Origin of the sequence: Nocardia sp. NPDC059236, from assembly GCF_042754085.1 — a bacterium.
In the GTDB taxonomy this organism is placed as follows: domain Bacteria; phylum Actinomycetota; class Actinomycetes; order Mycobacteriales; family Mycobacteriaceae; genus Nocardia.
The window spans coordinates 195,715-216,428 of record NZ_JBHZAF010000015.1 but is presented as its reverse complement, the minus strand read 5'-3'; the positions used below and the strand labels follow the sequence as shown (position 1 = coordinate 216,428).

Genomic DNA, 20,714 nt, shown 5'->3' with positions numbered 1-20,714 from the left:
CTCAAGTCCTCGTGTCCGGCATACTCGGGGCAATCCCGGCGGAGCGGGTAGTCTGAGCCGCTGTGCACCTGAAGAGTCTGACGCTGAAGGGGTTCAAGTCCTTCGCGTCCGCGACGACGTTGCGATTCGAACCAGGGATCACCTGCGTGGTCGGGCCCAACGGGTCGGGGAAATCCAACGTCGTCGACGCGCTCACCTGGGTGATGGGTGAGCAGGGCGCGAAAGCGCTGCGGGGCGGGAAGATGCAGGACGTCATCTTCGCCGGTACCACGGGCCGCGCCCCGCTCGGTCGTGCCGAAGTCACGCTGACCATCGACAACTCCGACGGCGTGCTGCCCATCGAGTACTCCGAAGTGTCCATTACCCGCCGCATGTTCCGGGACGGCGCGGGCGAGTACGAGATCAATGGAAACTCCTGCCGGCTCATGGATGTCCAGGAGCTGCTCAGCGACTCCGGCATCGGCCGGGAAATGCACGTCATCGTCGGGCAGGGCCAGCTGTCGGCGATTCTGGAATCGCGGCCGGAGGATCGGCGGGCCTTCATCGAGGAGGCCGCGGGCGTGCTCAAGCACCGGCGGCGCAAGGAGAAGGCGGTCCGCAAGCTGGACGCCATGCAGGCCAACCTGGCCCGCCTCACCGACCTCACCACCGAATTGCGCAGGCAGTTGAAGCCGCTGGGCCGGCAGGCCGAGGTGGCCCGCCGCGCCGCGACCGTCCAGTCCGAGCTCCGCGACGCCCGCTTGCGCCTGGCCGCCGACGATCTGGTGAGCCGCCGCCGCGAACTGGAGAGTCAGCAGAGCAAGGAGGCCTACGCCCGCGAGCAGCAGGTCAACATGCAGGCCGAGCTGGACGCCGCCAATGCCGCCCTGGCCCAGCAGGAATTCGAGCTCTCCAAGCTCACCCCCAGCGCCGAGGCCGCCGCCCAGACCTGGTTCCAGCTGTCCGCCCTGACCGAACGCGTCAATGCCACTATTCGCATTGCCCGCGATCGCGCCCGCAACCTCACCATCGAGCAACCCGCCGGCGCCGGCCGCGACCCGGAACAGCTGGAGCGCGAGGCGGATCGGGTCGAAGCCGAAGAGGCCGAACTACGCGAAGCGGTCGAAATGGCCACCGAAACGTTGGAAGCCGCCCGCGAGCAACTGCACGAACGCGAGCAGGCCGCCAAGGCCGCCGAACAGGCCCACCTGGCCGCCGTCCGTGCCATCGCCGACCGCCGCGAGGGCCTGGCCCGCCTGTCCGGCCAGGTCGATACCCTGCGCATCCGCGCCCAGTCCGTGGACGGCGAGATCGCACGCATGTCCACCGGCATCGCCGAGGCCCGCCGCCGCGGCGAGGACGCGAACGCCGAATTCGACGCCGTCCAGGGCGAATTGAGCGAACTCGACGCGGGTGAGGAGGGCCTCGACACCTCCTACGAGCACGCCGCCCAGGCGCTCGCCCTGGCCGACCAGCGCGTCACCGAACTGCGCGAGAAGGACCGCGAGGCCGGTAAACGCGTCGCCTCGCTGACCGCCCGCATCGAGGCCCTCACCATGGGTCTGCGCCGCAAGGACGGTGTGGCCTGGCTGCTCGAGCACCGCACCGACGGCCTGCTCGGCCCGCTGTCCGGGCTGATCCGGGTGCACGGCGGTTTCGAGTCCGCGGTCGCCGCCGCACTGGGCCCGCTGGCCGATGCCGTCGCCGCCGACACCGGGCCCTCGGCCCACGCCGCCGTGCACGCCCTCAAGGAATCCGACGGCGGCCGCGCCGCCATCGTCTACGCCGACGCCACCGATCACCCGGTGGCACCGGCGGATTCGCGACTACCGGCGGCCGCGCGCTGGCTCACCGAGGTGGTGGACTGCCCCGCCGACCTGCGCGGCGCCATCGCCGCCCTCACCGCCGGCATCGCCGTCACCGACGATCTCGCCACCGCCGCCCGGGTCCTCGCCGAGCGCCCGGAACTGCGCGTGGTCACCCGCGACGGAGACCTCACCGGCAGCGGCTGGCTGCTCGGCGGCTCCGACCGCGCCCCCAGCCAGCTCGAGGTGCAGGCCGACATCGATTCCGCCAAGGACGAATTGGCCTCCTGGCAGCGCACGGCCGAGGAACTCGAGGCCGCGCTCGCGGGCGCGCTTGCTGAGCAGTCCGACCGCAAGGAGGCGGTCGACCACGCCCTGCTCGCCCTGCACGAATCCGATCAGGCCCTGGTCGCCATCTACGACCGCCTGGGCCGCCTCGGCCACGCCGCCCGCACCGCCCAGCGCGAATGCGACCGCCTGCTGGCCCAGCGCGACGATGCCGAAACCGGCCGCGAGGACACGCTTTCCAAGCTGGCCGACCTCGAGGACCGGCTGCGGCACGCCGAACTCGAACAGGCCGAAATGGATCCGGAGGCCGCCGGCACCGAGACCGCGGGGTACGCCCGCGAGGAGGCCGCCGTCGCCCTCGCCGAGGCCCGCTCGATGGAGGTCGAGGCCCGCCTGGCCGTCCGCACGGCCGAGGAGCGTGCGGAATCGGTACGCGGCAAAGCGGATTCGCTGCGCCGCGCGGCCCGCGCCGAACGCGAGACCCGCGCCCGCGCCGAACGCGCCCAGGCCGCCCGCCGCCAGGCCGGCGCAGTCGCCGCCGTGGTCGCCGAGTCCGCGGAACGGGTGGCCGCCGAACTCGAGCAGGTGGTCGGCCAGGCCGCCACCCGCCGCGACGAATTGGTGCGCCGCCGTAGCGAATTCGCGGCCCAGGCGGAGCAGACCAAGGAACGCTCCCGCGCCCTCACCACCCAGCTCACCCAGCTCACCGACGCCGTGCACCGCGACGAGGTGGCCCGCGCCCAGGCCGCGCTGCGCATCGAACAGGTCGAGACCACCATCTCCGAGCAGTTCGGCATCAGCCTCGACGACCTGATCGCCGAATACGGCCCGGACGTCCCGATGCCGCCCACCGCGCTGGAGCTGATGGAGTACGAGCAGGCCCGCGACCGCGGCGAAGCCGTCAGCGCACCCCAGCCCATGCCCTACGACCGCGCCACCCAGGAGCGCCGCGCCAAGCGCGCCGAGAAGGACCTCACCACCCTCGGCAAGGTGAATCCCCTGGCGCTGGAGGAATTCGCGGCCCTCGAGGAGCGCTACACCTTCCTCAATACCCAGCTCGAGGACGTCAAGAAGGCCCGCCAGGATCTGCTCGACGTGGTCGCCGAGGTGGACGAGCGCATCCTGCAGGTCTTCACCGAGGCCTACGAGGACGTCGAACGCGAATTCACCGGGGTCTTCGGCCGCCTGTTCCCCGGCGGTGAGGGGCGGCTGCTGCTCACCGATCCCAGCGACATGCTCACCACCGGCGTCGAGGTCGAGGCCCGCCCGCCGGGCAAGAAGGTCAAGCGGCTGTCGCTGCTCTCCGGTGGCGAGAAGTCCCTTGCGGCAGTGGCTTTCCTGGTGTCGATCTTCCGGGCCCGGCCCTCCCCGTTCTATGTCATGGACGAGGTCGAGGCGGCGCTGGACGACACCAACCTGCGCCGGCTCATCGGCCTGTTCGAGCAGCTGCGCGAGAAGAGCCAGCTCATCGTCATCACCCACCAGAAGCCGACCATGGAGATCGCCGACGCGCTCTACGGCGTCAGCATGCGCGGTGACGGCATCACACAGGTGATCTCGCAGCGCATGCGCGGGGAGAATCTGGTCGGCGCGACACCGTGACCCGGTGACGACCGTGGTGCCGCCGTCCCGGTGAGCGGGATTGCGGTGCGGCGCAAAGTGAAACGCCTGCGGGTCGCACGGGCGAGGTATTAGCGTCCGGCCCCATGAGACGCTCCATCGCAGTACTGGCCGCCGGCATCGCCGTCGGCCTGGTCGCCCCGCTCCCGGTCGCCCTGGCCGACTCCGGATCCTCCGCACTCGGATCCGGATCGGCCTCCGGCTCGGGCACCGGTTCCCTGTCCGGTTCCGGCGGCAGCAACAGCAACCTGCCGCCCTACAGCCAGTGGATCGGCGACATCACCCCGATCGCCGCTGACGCGCAGACCTACCTCACCACCGCGCTGCCCGGAACCGCCAAGCCCGCCATCGTCTTCGACGTCGACAACACCGTGCTCGAGACGACCTACCATCCGGGCCCGATCACTCCGGCCATCCAGCCGATCCTGAAGCTGGCGCAGTGGGCGAAAAGCCAAGGCGCGTCCATCATCTTCGTGACCGGCCGGCCCGCGCTCATGAACTTCTACACCCAGATCAACCTGACCACCGTCGGCTACCCGGTGGACGGGCTCTACGGCGGCGGCCTCACCACCGGCTCCAGCGGCGCGGGCGCCCTCGCCGACTACAAGACCGCCACCCGCGCCTCCATCGAGGCCCAGGGTTACACCATCGTCGCCAATATCGGCAACAGCGCCTCCGACCTGTCCGGCGGCCATGCACTGAAAACCTTCAAGCTGCCCGACTACAACGGCGCCCTGCCGTGATCTACCGAGTCCCGTGACCGCGGGAGAGGAGGCTCCGGTCCTCCTCGCCCGCGGTACTCACCCGTCCAGCAGCGACTTCAGCCGCGCCGCACCGGTTTCGGCCAGCCACATGTCGAAAGTCCGCAAACCGGGGTGGATTTCGCGCAGCGCGGGAATGTCGGCGTGCCAGCCCTGGCCCTGCCGCGACAAGCGCCAGACCGCCCCGACCTCGGGCCCCATGGCATCGGCCTCGGCCTCGGTGCCCTCCAGGTATCGCACCGCATGCCCGGTGGCGGCCGTGATGGCCGCGGCCGCGGCGGGCATGGTCGGATCGTCACCCGCCAATTCCAGGACCTGGCCGTGGAATCGGGCCGGATCCGCGAAGGCCAGGTGCGCGAACACGGCGATATCGTCGAGGGCGATGGACTGCACCGGCCGGTCCGCCGGGAACAGATGCTTGTGCACGCCATCGTTGATGCCGTCCACCGGGAAGCCCTGCATGAAGTAGTTCTCCATGAAGCGGGCCGGGCGCAGGATCGTCCAGTGCAGACCACTGGACTGCAACGCCTCCTCCACTCGCCGCTTGCCCTGCGCACCCCACTTGCCGTCCTCGGTGTAGGAGGCGACGGTGGTGAACACGATGAACTCCACCCCGGCGGCGCGCGCCGCCGCGATGAACCGCGTGCCGCGCTCGACCTCCAGTTCGGTGTCCCAGCCGTTCGGGCCGAAGGTCGCGGGCGGTACCAGGAAGGCCGCGCCCACGCCGGACAGTGCCGGAGCAAGGGACTCGGGAGCGTCGAAGTCCCCGCCGGCCAGTTGCGCGCCCGCGGCCGCGAGTTCCTGTGCCGCAGGCGATTCCGGATCACGCACCAGCGCCCGCACCGCCCGGCCGGCGGCGAGCAGCCGGCGCGCGGTGGCCCCGCCCTGCTTGCCGGTCGCCCCGGTCACCAGCACCAGATCATTGCGAGAAGGCTCGGTCGGATCATTTCGAGAAGACATCGTCAGCCGTTCGTTCGGTAGTATTCGGGTCGGTCGACCCGAATATGGACGCTAGAACCGCCCGTTTCCGTTGACCACCACCGGAAAGGACCCGCGTAACGAAATGTCCGCGCCCAGCCTGTCCCACGTAGAGCCCACCCTGTCCGACATGGAGCGCACCCTGTCCCGCGTAGAGCCGACCGCGCTCCGCGACAAGCCCGCCCCGAACACCCGGTCCGATGCGCGCCGCAATCGCGCGCTGGTGCTGGCCGCGGCGCAGCGGGCCCTCGCCGAGGGCGGCGTCGCGGTGTCGCTGGCCGAGGTGGCCCGCCGCGCGGGCGTCGGCGCGGGCACCGTCTACCGGCATTTCCCCACCAAAACCGCACTGCTGGAAGCGGTCATGCAGCAGCGCATCGACCGCCTCACCGCTCTCGCGCACCGCCTGCGGGATGCGCCCGACCCGGGCCGGGCCTTCTTCGTCTTCTGTACCGAGGTCATCGTCTCGTCCCATCGCAACCAGGCCGTCTGCGACCTGGCCGCCAATGACGGCTGGCCGCGCGAACTGGTGCAGGACGCGGGCGCCCGCTTCCACACCGCCCTCGACGATCTGCTGGTCGCCGCGCAGCGCGCCGGCGCGGTCCGCCCGGACCTCGCGCTCTCCGACGTGCTGGCCCTGTTCACGGGATGTGTTGCCATCCAACGCCTCAGCCCGGGTCGCGAACTGTCCCGCCCCGCCGCCCTGGTCCTGGATTCCATGCGCGCCCGGGCCGCATCCGGCATCGTAACGAAACTCCGGAACCGGCCCGCGCCCCGTGATGAAACCAGGGCGCGTGACGAAACACCCCACTGCCCGATCTGCGCCACCCCGATCCACCCGACCGGCACCGGCCGCCCGGCCCGCTACTGCTCCGCTGCCTGCCGTCAGAAGGCCCATCGCCGTCGCCACGCCACCCCCGCATGAGCCCCTGATCGGCCCCGCCCTGAAAGCCGTTGGGGCACTTCGTGACCTGGGTGTGTCCGAACGGATGCGAAGGTGTGACGAGGCGGGTGTGGAGGCGAAAAATACTGGTAGAAGGCCATATTTGGCGTCTTCGTATGGGCCCGCAACAGGGCGGTGGGGAAGTACGCTCCCTGCGTGGTTTGGGTGTCGGCCGCGACGTTCGGTGTCGCATGGTGGCTCGGTTTGTATCTACTGGCGCGGGATCCGCGAAAGCCGTTGTTACGCAGGGCTGCCATCGGGCTGGTGGCATTCGCCGCGGCCGTGGTGGCGGATCGGCTGGCCGGCGGCAACTCCTGGTTCGACGGTCCGCGGATCGTGCTGGTGTGCGCGCCGGTGCTGGCCTTCAGCGGAGTCTTCGTGCGGCTGCTGCCCCTCGGCGCCGTCGAGCGCGTGGACCGCTGGTGGCGGGTCGGGCTGCTGCCACTGTCAGCCCTGCTGGCCATGCCCGCCGCGGGCGGCTTCCTGCCCGCCGGGTACCTGCTCGGCGCGCTCACCCTGCTGGCGCTGCTCGGCACCATGCTCGGGATGCTGGGACAGCACGCCGAATGGTCCGAGGATTCGCGGCGGTCGGCGGCCGGGCTGCTCACCATCGGCGCGCTGCTGCTCGGGCTCAGCGCGGCCCTGATCCTGTTGGGGCTCAACGTCCTGCCGCGCACGGCCATGCTGTCGGTGATCGCGGCCGACCTGGTGGTGCTGGGCCTGGGCATCGCCGTGGTGGACGCCTACGACGAGGGCGAGGCGCTGCGCGCCGACATGACCCACTCGCTGGTGCTCTCGGCGGCCACCGCGGCCGTGTTCGGCGGTCAGGCCGCGCTCGCCCTCACCCTGGCCGGTGAGCGCCCCGCCCTGATCGCCCTGTTCTTCGGCGCCGTCGCCGGCTCCATCACCCTGCAGGTCCTCCACGGCCCCCTGCACGCCGGCGCCGACCGTGTGGCCTTCGCCTCGGACCCGCAGCTGTGCGCGGCCCGCGTCGAATTGCGCAGCGCCACAGAGGCATTGCTGCGCAGGGGTAGCGACAACGAGCTGCACACCGGCGGATGAGCCGACTGCGGCAGGGTCTCAGAGCAGGTCGCTGACGTCGTCGGGGACGTCGACGGCGTACTTGCGCAGGGTTTCCATGGGCACCACCTCGAGGGCGTTCTCGTGGGTGGCGGCCAGCACCACCGGCGCGGCCACCCCGTCCTCGTGGGCGTGCAGCCAGCGCACGGCCACCACACACCACCTGTCGCCCGGTTGCAGGCCCGGGAAGTTGTTCTCGGGCCGCGGAGTGACGAGATCGTTGCCGATCGACTTCTGGTGCTCCAGGAATTCCGCCGTCACCACGGTGCAGACGGTGTGGCTGCCCAAATCCTCGGGACCGGTGCTGCAGCATCCGTCCCGGTAGAAGCCGGTGAGAGGATCGGTGCCACACTCCTCCAGCGGTCCCCCAAGCACATTTCGATCGGTCACGTCGCCGATCCTATTGTCTCGGTGTCGCATTCGCCGCTCCTTCCGCACTGTGGCACGATCTCGAGCAGACCGGTTGGTAGTTGCTGGGATTTCCAAGCCCCTCCCCGGCGTGTCTCCGCATCGGACGGCCTCGCTGTGTGATAGACGACACTGCCCTGCGTGATAGACGACACTGCCCTGCGACGCGTCGGTAGGTATGTGAATCCGGCAATACAGGTGCCTCTGAAAGGATGGGGGCGTGACGACTGCTGAACTGTGGATTCTCATCGCCGCGATCGCGGCGGTGCTGCTCGTGGCGCTGGTTGCCGGCTACGCCCTGAACAAGCGCCGCCGGATCTCGCTGACCCCGGAGGTCACCGAGACCAAGGAGGTGACCGACCGGTCGGGCGGATATCAAGCCTCGACCGGATTCAACTTCAGCCAGGGCAGCGGCACCGCCGAGCGCGAGCAGGCGCCCGCCGCCAAACCCGAGCCGCAACCGCTGCCGCTCCCGCCCGAGCGCACCGACGACGAGGGTCAGCCGCACGTCGGCGACGACGCCGCCGTCCCGCGCGACGCCGCCAAGCGCAGCATCACCAATGTCCGCCTCCCCGAACCGGTCCAGGGCCCCGAGCCCGCTCCGGCCACCGAGCCCGTCACGCCCACCGAGCCCGTCGCCACCGAATCCGCCCCGGCCACCGAATCCGCCCCAGCCGCTGAGGCCGGCGAGGCCGCCGACGCGGGTGACGCGGCCGCGCAGTCGACCGAGAACGCCGAGGACAACGCCCGAGCCGCGGCGGTCGAGGCCGCCGAGCAGGCCGGTGAGACCGCGGCCGGCACCGCCGCCGGGGATGTCGTCGAGCACCCCGCCTCGGAAGAGGCCGCCGCCGAGGAGGCCGCCGAGGCCGCGGTCGCCGCCGCCGAGGTGGCCGCTGCCGCCGAGGCCGCCATCGCCGCGCACGCGGGTGCGCCCGCCGCCGCGCCCGAAACCGCGCCCCCCGCCGAGGCTGCCGCCCCGGCCATCGCCGAGATCGAGCCCACCGCGGGCCGGTTGACCCGGTTGCGCGGTCGCCTGTCCCGCTCCCAGAACGCCGTCGGCAAGTCGCTGCTCGGCCTGCTGGGCGGTGGCGATCTGGACGAGGACTCGTGGGAGGAGATCGAGGACACCCTGGTCATGGCCGACCTGGGTACTGCCAGCACCGCCGCCATCGTGGAGCGGCTGCGTCAGGAGATGGCCGCCCGCAGCATCCGCACCGCCGCCGACGCGCGCGCCCTGTTGCGCGAGGTGCTCGTCGACGCGCTACGACCCGAGCTGGATCGCTCCATCCGTGCCCTACCGCACGCCGATCACCCCTCGATCCTGCTGGTCGTGGGCGTGAACGGCACCGGAAAGACCACCACCACCGGCAAATTGGCGCGTGTGCTGGTGGCCGACGGCCGCCGGGTGCTGCTGGGCGCGGCCGACACCTTCCGCGCCGCGGCCGCCGATCAGCTGCAGACCTGGGGTGAGCGCGTGGGCGCGGAGACCGTGCGCGGCAAGGAGGGCGCGGATCCCGCGGCCGTGGCCTTCGACGCGGTGTCGGCCGGTATCGATCGCGGCGTGGACGTGGTGCTCATCGACACCGCCGGTCGCCTGCACACCAAGACCGGCCTGATGGACGAGCTGGGCAAGGTCAAGCGCGTGGTGGAGAAGAAGGCCGCGGTGGACGAGGTCATCCTGGTGCTCGACTCCACGGTCGGCCAGAACGGCCTGATGCAGGCGCGGGTCTTCGCCGACGTCGTGGACATCACCGGTGTCGCGCTGACCAAGCTGGACGGAACCGCCAAGGGCGGAATCGTCTTCCAGGTGCAGCATGAGCTGGGCGTTCCGGTCAAACTGGTCGGTTTGGGAGAGGGCGCCGACGACCTCGCACCCTTCGAACCGGGCGCCTTCGTCGACGCCCTGCTGGGTTAACCGCTACTGAACTGCATCGATACCGAAATCAACATCATCCTCACCCGGTCGTCCTAACGGCGGTGCGGTTTCGGAAACGTGACCGCAACAGTGCAAGCTCACCCGTTCACCTAGGCGAAACGCCGCAGGATCACGGCTGAAACACCGACTGGTGAATCTCATTGCAGGCTTATTCGCAGGTTGCTGCGGGGCCAGAGATGAGGAGGACAAAGGTGGCGTACCCCATCGTTGATTTGCCGAACACCGGCGACACAGCCTGGATGTTGGCGAGTTCGGCATTGGTGCTTTTGATGACCCCGGGGCTCGCGTTCTTCTACGGCGGCATGGTCCGTAGCAAGAACGTGCTCAACATGATCATGATGAGCATCAGTGCCATGGGCATCGTCGGCGTGCTATGGGCAATCTTCGGATTCTCGGCAGCGTTCGGCAACAACAAGTTCGGACTGATCGGCAACCCGAAGCAGTTCTTCGGCCTCAAGGGCCTGATCGGTCCCGACGCGGTCGCGGATTCCGATCCAACCAAGGTCGTCGGGATCCCGCTGGCCGGTAACACCCACATTCCGATGACCGTGTTCGTGGCGTTCCAGCTGATGTTCGCGATCATCACCGTCGCCCTGATCTCGGGCGCGGTGGCGGACCGTCTGAAGTTCGGCGCCTGGGCGCTGTTCGCCGCGGTCTGGGCCACGATCGTCTACTTCCCGGTCGCGCACTGGGTCTTCGACTTCAACGCCACCGACTCCGACGGCAATGTCATTCACGAGGGCGGCTGGATCGCCAACAAGCTGCACGTGATCGACTTCGCCGGTGGTACCGCGGTCCACATCAACGCCGGTGCCGCGGGCCTGGCCCTCTGCCTCGTCCTGGGTAAGCGCAAGGGCTGGCCGAAGACCCCGATGCGTCCGCACAACCTGCCCTTCGTCATGCTCGGCGCCGGTCTGCTGTGGTTCGGCTGGTTCGGATTCAACGCCGGTTCGGCGCTGTCCTCCAACGGCACCGCGGGTTCCACCTTCCTGACCACCACCTTCGCCACCTGCTCGGCCATGCTCGGCTGGCTGCTCGTGGAGAAGCTGCGTGACGGTCACGCCACCTCGCTGGGCGCCGCGTCCGGCATCGTCGCGGGTCTGGTCGCCATCACCCCGTCCTGCTCCTCGGTGAACGTCCTCGGCGCGCTGGCCATCGGCGCGGTCGCCGGTGTGGCCTGTGCCCTGGCCGTCGGCCTGAAGTTCAAGCTGGGCTTCGACGACTCGCTCGACGTGGTGGGCGTCCACCTGGTCGGCGGCATCATCGGCACCCTGATGGTCGGCCTGGTGGCCACCAAGGAGGCGCCGGCCGGTGTCGCGGGTCTGTTCTACGGCGGCGGCTTCAACCAGCTGTGGCGTCAGGCCGTGGGAGCCGGTGTGGTGCTTGCCTTCTCGTTCATCGTGACGCTGATCATCGCGTTCGCCATCAAGTTCACCATCGGTCTCCGCGCCAAGGAGGAAGAGGAGTTCGTCGGCATGGACGAGTCGGATCACGCTGAAACGGCATACGATTTCGCTGCTGTGGGTGGTGCGGCGCGCACCGCCGCCGTCAAGGAGGCATGACGAAAATGAAACTGATCACTGCGATCGTGAAGCCGTTCACCCTGGAGGACGTGAAGACCGGCCTGGAGCAGGCGGGCGTGCTCGGCATGACCGTCAGCGAGGTTCAGGGTTACGGTCGCCAGAAGGGCCACACCGAGGTCTACCGCGGTGCCGAGTACTCCGTCGACTTCGTCCCGAAGGTTCGGGTCGAGGTGGTCGTGGACGACGCCTCCGTCGACAAGGTCGTCGAGGTCATCGTCGAGGCCGCCCGCACCGGCAAGATCGGTGACGGCAAGGTCTGGGTGACCCCGGTCGACGCCATCGTCCGGGTGCGCACCGGCGAACGCGGTTCCGACGCTCTGTAGGCGGTAACCAGAACAGCGGAACCAGTGGCGGCCCCGGCCACCGTCGGTGTCGAACCGGCGGTGGCGGGGCCGCCCCCATGTGCGGCGAAGAACTGAATTCAGATGGGTGGTGGGTTGTGGGTTTCCAGCAGGAACGCGACGACAGAACCGAGGCCGAGCAGGTTTCCGGCGGAGCCTCGGACCTGGTCCGGGCCCGCAACCAACTGCTCGCGGAGCACAGCGCCAACGGCCGCGCGGCCCGTCTGGACCCCGAGGCGCTGCGGGAAGCGCTGGTGGATCTCTACGAGCTGTGGCTGACCACCAAGGGCCACGAGGTCGGCATCACCGCCGACAGCGGGCTCGCCCTCGTCGCCGTGGGCGGACTGGGCCGCCGGGAAATGCTGCCCTACTCCGACCTGGATCTGGTGCTGCTCTACGACGACGTCGATCCGCAGCGGGTCGCCGAGGTCGCCGATCAGCTCTGGTATCCGCTGTGGGACGCCCACATCAAGCTCGATCACAGCGTGCGCACCGTCCCGCAGGCGCTGCGCGTGGCCGCCGACGATCTCACCGCCGCCCTCGGCATGCTCGAGGCCCGGCACATCGTGGGCGACGACGGTCTGAGCAACCTGCTCATCAGCGGCGTGCGCCGGGACTGGCGCGCCGGAATCCGGTCCCGTTTCGACGCCCTGATCGAACAGGCCCAAACCCGCTGGCGCAGAAGCGGAGACGTCGCGCACCGCGCCGAGCCCGATATCAAGAACGGGCGCGGCGGGCTGCGGGACATCCAGCTGCTGGACGCGCTCGCCATCGCACAACTGACCGACGCCATGCCGGGGCTCGGTCCGGATGTGCCCGGTGGCGGGTTGCAGCAGGCGCATCGCCGCCTGCTGGATGTCCGCACCGAACTGCACCGGGTGGCGGGCCGGGCCCGCGACCAGTTGCGGGCCCAGGACGCCGACGAGATCGGGGCGGCCCTGCGCATCGGGGATCGCTTCGATCTGGCCCGCACGCTCAGTGATGCGGCCCGCACGGTGAGCTACTCCACCGACGTCGGGCTGCGGACCGCAGGGAACGCGCTGCCTCGGCGCGGGCTCGCGCGCTTGCGCCGCGCCCCGGTACGCCGACCACTCGATGAGGGGGTGGTCGAACACTCCGGGGAGGTGGTGCTCGCCCGCGATGCCCGGCCGCAGCGCGATCCCGGGCTGATCCTGCGGGTGGCCGCGGCCTCGGCGCAGACCGGGCTGCCGATGTCGGCGACCACGCTCAACCGGCTCGGCGAGGACGCGCCCGAGCTACGCGAGCCGTGGCCCAAGGAAGCCCTCAACGACCTGCTGGTCCTGCTGGGCACGGGCCGCGGCGCCGTCGATGCCGTGGAGGCACTGGACCGGACGGGCCTGTGGGGCAGGCTCTTTCCGGAATGGGGCGTGGTGCGCGACCTGCCGCCGCGCGATGCCATGCACACCTGGACCGTGGACCGTCACCTCATGGAGACCGTCGCCCAGGCCGGGGCGCTGTCCACCCGGGTCGCCCGCCCGGACCTGCTGCTGCTGGGCGCGCTGCTGCACGATATCGGCAAGGGCCGCACCGAGGATCACAGCGTGGTCGGTGCGGAGCTGGCCGTCTCCATCGGAAATCGCCTGGGGCTGTGGCCTTCCGACGTGCAGACGCTCGCGGGCGTGGTGCGCCACCACTTGCTGCTGCCCGACACGGCCACGCGGCGCGACATCACCGATTCCGACACCGTGAAGATGGTGATCGACGCGCTCGACGGTGACCCGCAGCTGCTGGAACTGCTGCACGCCCTGGCCGAGGCCGACGCGCTGGCCACCGGGCCCGGCGTGTGGAACGACTGGAAGGCCTCGCTCATCGGCGATCTCGTGCGCAACTGCCGCACGGCCATGGCGGGCTACGCCCTGCCCGAGCCGACCCCGATTCCCGACGAGCTGCGCGCCCGCGCGGAATCCGGTGGCGTGCACGTGGATCTGAAGCCGGGAGAGAGCCGCTACCAGCATGTGGTCACCGTGGTCGCGCCCGACAATCCGGGTCTGCTCTCCGACGCGGCGGGTGTGCTGGCCGTGCACTCGCTGCGGGTGCTGTCGGCCGAACTCGCCAGTGTGGGCGCCTCGGCCATCGATACCTTCGTCGTGGCACCGCGTTTCGGTGATCCGCCGGACCCGGGCCTGCTGCGCCAGGAACTGATCCGCGCCATCAACGGCGACCTGGATCTGGCCTCGGTGCTGGCCCGCAAGGAGCGCGATGCGGGCGGCGCCCAGCCGAGGCCGTTCGCGCAGGCGCGGCCGCGGGTGTTCTGGCACGAGACCGCCGATCCGGGCCGGGTGCTGCTGGAATTGCGTGCCGAGGATCGCATCGGGTTGCTGAGCCGGTTGGCCGCGGCGCTGGCCGAGGCCGGGGTGAATGTCTGCTGGGCGAAGGTGGTGACCATGGGTTCGGCGGTCATCGACTCGTTCTGCCTGGATCTGGGCGCTTCCGACACGCCCGGGCGGCGGGCGGAGATCGAGGCGGCGATGCTGACGGTGGTGCCGCCGCAACAACCGAAGAAACCTCTCGAATCGGACAGCTGAATCGGATCTCCCGGCGGTTTCCCCATTGTTCGCCAGGAACCGGGATTAGCGGGCAAACCGCATGTCTGCCGGTTAATAAGAATGTTGCAGGAGATTTGCTGCAATACCGATCGGGTGATCGCAGTCACACCCTAGTATTCGCGTGCAAGGTCGATCCGGAGGTCCCAAGCTGTCGCGAGCATGAGGGGAGCAGGTCGGTGGCAATCGAAGTCGTATCCGCGTCGATGATGACCAGCGATTTGACCGCACACATCGCCCGCTGCGTCGGTGGTGATCGCTGGGTGGTCTCCTGGCTGCCAGGGCGCACCCTGAGCGGTCAGCAGGCGGTGACCGCGATGACCATCGCGTCCACCGTCGCCGACCAGGCGCCCTCCGACGCCGAATGGGCGTTGCTGGACGGGCTCGCCCTGGAACTGGGCCTCACCGCCCGCGAGGCGGTCGGTATGGTCGCCACCGAGAACCATGATCTGCGGCGGCCCGGCCCGCGTCCCCGCTCGCTGGAATAGCCGCCGGAACCGCTTGCCACGCCGCCTCGTTCGCGCAGGTCCGAGCCTGGCGCAACGGCATCACGCGGATCCCACTACCCTGGTATCTCGAGTGACGTCCCTCGAGATCAGGAGCATCGGTGTTCGAATCCCTTTCCGACCGGTTGGCCGGTGCCCTCAAGGATCTGCGTGGCAAGGGACGCCTGTCGCCGGCGGACATCGACGCGACCGCCCGTGAGATCCGGCTGGCGCTGCTCGAAGCCGACGTGGCGCTGCCCGTGGTGCGCGGCTTCATCGCCAAGATCAAGGAGCGGGCCAAGGGCTCCGAGGTCTCCGCCGCCCTGAATCCGGCGCAGCAGGTCGTCAAGATCGTCAACGAGGAGCTCATCAATATCCTCGGCGGCGAGACCCGGCGGGTGCGGCTGGCCAAGAACCCGCCGACCGTCATCATGCTGGCCGGTCTGCAGGGTGCCGGTAAGACCACCCTCGCGGGCAAGCTCGCCAAATGGCTGAAGGCGCAGGGACATACGCCGCTGCTGGTGGCCTGTGACCTCCAGCGTCCCGGCGCGGTCACCCAGCTGCAGGTGGTCGGCGAGCGGGCCGGGGTGGCGGTCTTCGCGCCGCACCCGGGCACCTCCATCGGCGGCGGCGAGAACCCGCTGGGCGTCTCGGCCTCCGACCCGATCGATGTGGCGCGCGCCGGTATCGAAGAGGCGAAGACCAAGCAGTACGACGTGGTCATCGTCGACACCGCCGGTCGCCTCGGCATCGACGAGGAGCTCATGCGGCAGGCCGCGGGCATCCGCGACGCCGTCAACCCCGACGAGACCCTGTTCGTCCTCGACGCCATGATCGGTCAGGACGCGGTCGCCACCGCCGAGGCCTTCCGCGACGGCGTCGGCTTCACCGGTGTCGTGCTCACCAAGCTCGACGGCGACGCCCGCGGTGGTGCGGCCCTGTCGGTGCGTGAAATCACCGGTCAGCCCATCCTTTTCGCCTCCACCGGCGAGAAGCTCGAGGACTTCGACGTCTTCCACCCCGACCGCATGGCCAGCCGCATCCTCGGCATGGGCGACCTGCTCACCCTGATCGAGCAGGCCGAACAGGTCTACGACGCCAAGCAGGCCGAGGAGGCCGCCCGCAAGATCGGCTCGGGTGAGCTGACCCTCGAGGACTTCCTCGAGCAGATGCTGGCCATCCGCAAGATGGGCCCGATCGGCAACCTGCTGGGCATGCTGCCCGGCGCGGGGCAGATGAAGGACGTGCTGGCCCAGGTCGACGACAAGCAGCTCGACCGGGTGCAGGCCATCATCCGTGGCATGACCCCCGCCGAGCGCGCCAACCCCAAGATCATCAATGCCTCCCGCCGCCTGCGCATCGCCAATGGCTCGGGCGTCGCGGTGTCCGACGTCAACCAGCTGGTCGACCGGTTCTTCGAGGCCAGGAAGATGATGGGCGCGATGTCCCGGCAGTTCGGCCTGCCGGGCGCGGGCCGTGGTGGCAAGAACACCAAGAAGGGCAAGAAGGGCAAGAAGGGCGGGCGCGGCCCGACCCCGCCGAAGGTGCGCGGCGGCTTCCCCGGTATGCCCGGCCTCCCGGGCGGCATGCCCGCCGGTATGCCCGACCTCTCCAACCTCCCCGCCGGTCTCAACGAGCTGCCGCCGGGCCTGGAAGGTTTCGACCTCTCGAAGCTGAACTTCCCCAAGAACTGATCCACGCGAACCCGATTCGGCCCCACCCCACCCGGGCGGGGCCGAATTGCGTTCCCGGCCAAGGGTCATCGTGCGTTCTTACCCAGGATTCGATCGACATCGCCATCGGTGCCCCCAACGCCCAACTGGTCCTGTACGCCGATGACGACTACTGCGCCATGGGTCATGCCGTGCAATGGTCGGAATTATCGGTACGGTTCCTGCGTGACCACTTGGTGTCCTCCGACGCGGCAGAACCGGTGATGCGATGACCGAACCCACCCCGCTCCCGCGCCTGCGCCGCACCCTCGACCGCGACCGGCGGCGCATCCTCCGCCAGATCGACACCGGTGGCGGGTGGACGACGGTCGGCGAATCCGAGGGCGGCGCAGCCGATCTCGTGCCCTCGGCCTGGACCGAGGAGTTCGAGCTGGCCCGCTACGAGCGCCTGGACCTCGCCGATGGGGCCACGGTGCTGCCGGTATGCCCGGCCTCGTTCCGGGACTTCATGCTCTACGAGAAGCATGCCGTGGACGCCGCGCGCGGGATGGCCCGCCGATTCCTGCCCGCCGGATACCGGCTCGGGCAGGCGTTCGAGACGCTGACCCGCCGGACGTTCCCGGCCTACCGGCCGCACCGGCTCTGGTACGCCCAGCCCATCTACTACCTGTCCAATGCGCTGACCATCGTGCCCTCGGGTGTCCCGATCGCGCCGCCCGCCTACAGTCGCGCACTGGATTTCGAGCTCGAACTCGGGGTGGTGCTGGGCGTTCCCCTGCGCGACGCGTCGCCGGAGGAGGCGCTGGCCGCGATCGCGGCGGTGGTGGTCGTCAACGACTTCTCGGCGCGGGATGTGCAATTGGCGGAAATGCGGTCGGGTTTCGGCCCGCAGAAGTCCAAGCATTTCGTCAGCTCGATGTCCGGGACGGCGGTCGCCGGTGCGGCGGTGGCCGACCGGCTCGATCGGCTCACGGCCACGGTGGCGATCAATGGGGAGACGGTGTCCCGCACCGGGACCGGGGGCATGCGCTTCTCGCTCGGTGAGGCCATTGCGCATGTCTCGCGCTCGGAGCAGCTGTATCCGGGTGAGCTGCTGGCCACCGGCACCCTGCCTGGTGGCAGCGGTATGGAAGTGGGCCGCTGGCTGGCTCCCGGCGACGAGCTGCGCCTGGAGATCGACGGCATCGGCGTCATCGAACATCGAATCCAGCCGTGATCGACCACCGAATCCGGCACTGAGGAGGGGTACGTGAAAATCGACCAGGTTTCCGATTCCGTCTACGTCGTCGCGGGCACGAACGTCAACTGGGCGTTGGTCAGTGACGAGCGCGGCGTGACCGTCGTGGACGCCGGATATCCCGCCGACACCGAGTCGGTGCTGAGCTCGGTGCGCCAGATCGGGCACGAGCTCGGCGATATCGCCGCGGTCCTGCTGACCCACGCGCACCTCGATCACATCGGTGCGATTCCGACCCTGGTCGAACGCCTGGGCGTGCCGGTCTACACCGGCGCCGAGGAGGTCCGGCACGCCAAACGTGAGTACCTGCAGCAGATCACGCCCGTGGACATGGTGCGGCAGTTGCGGACTCGGCGCGGGGCGGTCTGGGTCGCGCAGACCCTGCGCGCCTGCGTCGGTCACATCGGGATGACCGTGCCGACCGCTCGAACCGCCGACGCCGACACCCTGGCGGCGCTACCCGGCGGTTTCGTCGAGGTGCCGACGCCCGGTCACACCAACGGTCACACGGCGTATCTGATGCCGTCCGAGGGTGTGCTGTTCTCCGGCGACGCCCTGGTCACCGGTCACCCCCTATTGCTCGAGACCGGTCTGCAACTTCTTCCGAGCGTGTTCAACCACGATGAGGCGGGGACGCTCGCGAGCGCCCGCGCGCTCAGCACGCTGGAGGCCGGGATTCTGGTTCCCGGGCATGGGCTGCCGGTCCGGCACGACCTGTCGAGCCTGCTGGGCGATTTCGCCCGGCCGTGATCGGCGGGCCGGGCCGCCGCGGGCCACAGGTTCCGGCGGCGGCCAGGGGCCGACGGTGAGGTCAGATCGGCAGGCAGGGGTTGTCGTTGCCGGGCGTGACCTTGGTGCTGCCGGTGCTCAATCCGATACTGCAGAGGATCACGGCCACGATCGAGATGGGTGCCGCAGCCGAGGCGGTGATCATGCCCGGATCCCAGTTGACTCCGAACGCGCTGGACCCCGAGCTGGTCGCTATGGGGGCGGCGGTGGTGGTGTCCGGGGACGGCTGGTCGAGGGAGACGGGCGCGGCCTGTGCGGTGGCGCCGACTGCGGTGACGGTCGCGCCGATCGCCAACGCGGCGACTGTCAGGCGGATTCGATTGCGGGCGAACAACAATGACATGGGTGGGCCTCCAGCAAAGTGATGTGTGACCCGATCGTAAACGGATATTGAAACTCGCGTGCTTCAAATTTTGAATGCGGGTGCAGTTGACGGCCGCGAGGCACACGCTGCTGCGGCACGCGGATCTGCTTGCGGCACAGGCGGAGAGCGCACGGGCGGAGCTGGCGGCGCACCGGGCGGGCATCGCGGGAGTGCTGCGGATCAGTGCGATGCCGACCGCCCTCGCGGCCCTGGTGGCGCACGGGTTCGGGGTGAGTCCGGTGCCCCGGCTCGCGTTCCTGCCGCCGGAGCTGGCGGTGGTGCGCGTCCCGCTGCACGACGATCCGGTCCCGGTCCGCCGTCATCTGTCCGCGGTGCGGCGGGGCGGCGGCCGAGCATCCGGTGATCGCGGCCGGGCTGGATGCCATTCGCGCGCTTTGCCGGGAGCGCACCGATGTCACCGTGCTCGACGACTGATGCGATAGTGGACCCGGATTCGTGTCGAGACATACGTCCCAGGCGAGGAGGTCGGCATGCGGCTGCATTTCCGCGGCATGGTCCTGCCCGATGACGAAGTCCGCGACGTCTGGGTGCGCGACGGCCGGATCTCCGCGGAGCCGATTACCGACGCCGACACCGTGCAGTCCTCCGGCTGGATCGTGCCGGGCCTGGTCGACGCCCACTGCCATGTCGGCATCAAATACGGCGGCGGACACGAGGATTCGGCGGGCGCGATCGCCCAGGCCGAGGTCGAGCGGGACGCGGGCGCCTTGCTGCTGCGCGATGCGGGCTCGCCCATCGACACCCGTTTCATCGACGACCGCGACGACCTCCCGCGCATCATCCGCGCGGGCCGCCACATCGCCCGCCCCCGGCGCTACATCCGCGAACTCGGCATCGAACTCGACGACGAGCGCGACCTGCCCGAGATCGTCGCCGAGCAGGCCCGCCGCGGCGACGGGTGGGTCAAGATCATCGGCGACTGGATCGACCGCGCGATCGGCGACCTCGCCCCACTGTGGTCCGACGACATCCTGAAGGCCGCCATCGACGCCGCCCACCGCGAGGGCGCCCGCGTCACCGCCCACGTCTTCGGCGAGGACGCCCTGCCCGGCCTGCTGAACGCCGGCATCGACTGCATCGAGCACGGCACCGGCCTCACCGACGACACCATCGCCCTGATGGCCGCCCACGGCACCGCCCTCGTCCCCACCCTCATCAATATCGACACCTTCCCCGGAATCGCCGACGGCGCAACCAAATTCCCCGACTACGCCGCCCACATGCGCGACCTGCACCGCCGCTCCCGCGCCACCGTCGCCAAGGCCCACGAGGCCGGCGTCCCCATCTACACCGGCACCGACGCCGGCGGCTCCATCCGCCACGGCCGCATCGCCGACGAGATCGCCGCCCTCGCCGGCGCCGGCTTCACCCCGCACAACGCCCTCGGCGCCTCGTCCTGGCACGCCCGCACCTGGCTCGGCCGCCCGGGCATCGAACCCGGCGCCCCCGCCGATTTCGTTGTGTACCAAGAAGACCCACGCAAGAATCTGGCCGCGCTCTCCACCCCCTCCTGGGTGGTATTACGCGGCCGCGTCTACAACCGCCGCGACCCGGTCACCAGCCACCGCTGAGCTCCGGGTGCTCAGGCGACCCGCCAAGTTCTGCACCACGAGCTGCATGCGCCGCAGGTGAGGGGTCGGTCGGACGGGTCTGGCGATTCGGCTGCGCATTCAAAGTGAATCGGTCATGCTTCAGACGTTTGTTGTTTCGACTCGATGAGGAGATGACCGTGGGGTCTATCGAAACCCTGGCCATTAGCGTGTTGGCCGGTTTGATCGTGAAGCTGCTGACGTCCGGGAGCTCCGGGCCCGGCCCGGTTCAGCCGTAGGCTCTGCGTGAGACGCAGCCCATCGGGGTCGTAC

Annotated in this window: 17 protein-coding genes; 14 read left to right on the top strand and 3 right to left on the bottom strand. The window is 69.8% G+C overall.

Annotated elements, in window-relative coordinates:
* Positions 1-62: 62 nt before the first annotated feature.
* Together smc and ACFXIV_RS33220 are read left to right on the top strand one after the other, a co-directional pair.
* The gene (gene smc / locus ACFXIV_RS33225) at positions 63-3,674 is read left to right on the top strand and encodes a chromosome segregation protein SMC (protein ID WP_379401116.1); all 3,612 of its coding nucleotides are present in this window, start codon (positions 63-65) and stop codon (positions 3,672-3,674) included.
* A gap of 104 nt (positions 3,675-3,778) precedes the next feature.
* Entirely contained in the window at positions 3,779-4,435 is a 657-nt protein-coding gene (locus tag ACFXIV_RS33220; RefSeq protein WP_379401117.1) for an HAD family acid phosphatase, read from the top strand.
* Between the two features lie 57 nt (positions 4,436-4,492).
* Here the strand turns inward: ACFXIV_RS33220 and ACFXIV_RS33215 are convergent, their stop codons facing one another.
* The gene (locus ACFXIV_RS33215; protein WP_379401118.1) at positions 4,493-5,413 is read right to left on the bottom strand and encodes an NmrA family NAD(P)-binding protein; all 921 of its coding nucleotides are present in this window, start codon (positions 5,411-5,413) and stop codon (positions 4,493-4,495) included.
* A 103-nt stretch (positions 5,414-5,516) separates the two neighbouring features.
* Between ACFXIV_RS33215 and ACFXIV_RS33210 the strand changes: the two genes are divergently transcribed.
* A complete protein-coding gene (locus tag ACFXIV_RS33210) occupies positions 5,517-6,353 on the top strand; it encodes a TetR/AcrR family transcriptional regulator (RefSeq protein WP_379401119.1) in 837 nt (278 codons plus the stop codon).
* Positions 6,354-6,527: 174 nt separating this feature from the next.
* A complete protein-coding gene (locus ACFXIV_RS33205; RefSeq protein WP_379401120.1) occupies positions 6,528-7,433 on the top strand; it encodes a hypothetical protein in 906 nt (301 codons plus the stop codon).
* 18 nt (positions 7,434-7,451) lie between these two features.
* Here ACFXIV_RS33205 and ACFXIV_RS33200 read toward each other — a convergent pair whose 3' ends face one another.
* Positions 7,452-7,841: a DUF2237 domain-containing protein gene (locus ACFXIV_RS33200; RefSeq protein ID WP_326357779.1), complete on the bottom strand. Its 390-nt coding sequence runs from the start codon at positions 7,839-7,841 to the stop codon at positions 7,452-7,454.
* A gap of 238 nt (positions 7,842-8,079) precedes the next feature.
* Between ACFXIV_RS33200 and ftsY the strand changes: the two genes are divergently transcribed.
* The 8 genes from ftsY (at position 8,080) to ACFXIV_RS33160 (ending at position 18,428) form a co-directional block, all read left to right on the top strand.
* Positions 8,080-9,774 carry a signal recognition particle-docking protein FtsY gene (gene ftsY, locus ACFXIV_RS33195; protein WP_379401121.1) on the top strand — a complete coding sequence of 565 codons (1,695 nt, stop codon included), beginning with the start codon at positions 8,080-8,082 and terminating at the stop codon, positions 9,772-9,774.
* A 197-nt stretch (positions 9,775-9,971) separates the two neighbouring features.
* Complete coding sequence (locus tag ACFXIV_RS33190; RefSeq protein WP_379401122.1) at positions 9,972-11,357, top strand: ammonium transporter; 1,386 nt, start codon at positions 9,972-9,974, stop codon at positions 11,355-11,357.
* Between the two features lie 5 nt (positions 11,358-11,362).
* Positions 11,363-11,701, top strand: coding sequence for a P-II family nitrogen regulator (locus ACFXIV_RS33185; protein ID WP_040859831.1), 339 nt, complete (start codon positions 11,363-11,365; stop codon positions 11,699-11,701).
* A gap of 116 nt (positions 11,702-11,817) precedes the next feature.
* The gene (locus ACFXIV_RS33180; protein ID WP_379401123.1) at positions 11,818-14,265 is read left to right on the top strand and encodes a [protein-PII] uridylyltransferase; all 2,448 of its coding nucleotides are present in this window, start codon (positions 11,818-11,820) and stop codon (positions 14,263-14,265) included.
* Between the two features lie 197 nt (positions 14,266-14,462).
* Positions 14,463-14,771: a hypothetical protein gene (locus tag ACFXIV_RS33175; protein WP_354837728.1), complete on the top strand. Its 309-nt coding sequence runs from the start codon at positions 14,463-14,465 to the stop codon at positions 14,769-14,771.
* 119 nt (positions 14,772-14,890) lie between these two features.
* On the top strand, positions 14,891-16,462 hold the full coding sequence (gene ffh, locus ACFXIV_RS33170) for a signal recognition particle protein (RefSeq protein WP_379401124.1): 1,572 nt from the start codon (positions 14,891-14,893) through the stop codon (positions 16,460-16,462).
* Between the two features lie 247 nt (positions 16,463-16,709).
* Positions 16,710-17,657, top strand: a complete 948-nt coding sequence (locus ACFXIV_RS33165) for a fumarylacetoacetate hydrolase family protein (RefSeq protein WP_379401125.1) — start codon at positions 16,710-16,712, stop codon at positions 17,655-17,657.
* A gap of 33 nt (positions 17,658-17,690) precedes the next feature.
* A complete protein-coding gene (locus ACFXIV_RS33160) occupies positions 17,691-18,428 on the top strand; it encodes an MBL fold metallo-hydrolase (RefSeq protein ID WP_379401126.1) in 738 nt (245 codons plus the stop codon).
* 61 nt (positions 18,429-18,489) lie between these two features.
* Here the strand turns inward: ACFXIV_RS33160 and ACFXIV_RS33155 are convergent, their stop codons facing one another.
* On the bottom strand, positions 18,490-18,810 hold the full coding sequence (locus tag ACFXIV_RS33155) for a hypothetical protein (RefSeq protein ID WP_379401127.1): 321 nt from the start codon (positions 18,808-18,810) through the stop codon (positions 18,490-18,492).
* Between the two features lie 74 nt (positions 18,811-18,884).
* Here ACFXIV_RS33155 and ACFXIV_RS33150 point away from each other — a divergent pair, with 74 nt between their 5' ends.
* On the top strand, positions 18,885-19,274 hold the full coding sequence (locus tag ACFXIV_RS33150; protein ID WP_379401128.1) for a hypothetical protein: 390 nt from the start codon (positions 18,885-18,887) through the stop codon (positions 19,272-19,274).
* A 48-nt stretch (positions 19,275-19,322) separates the two neighbouring features.
* The gene (locus ACFXIV_RS33145) at positions 19,323-20,423 is read left to right on the top strand and encodes an amidohydrolase family protein (RefSeq protein WP_379401129.1); all 1,101 of its coding nucleotides are present in this window, start codon (positions 19,323-19,325) and stop codon (positions 20,421-20,423) included.
* Positions 20,424-20,714: the final 291 nt, after the last annotated feature.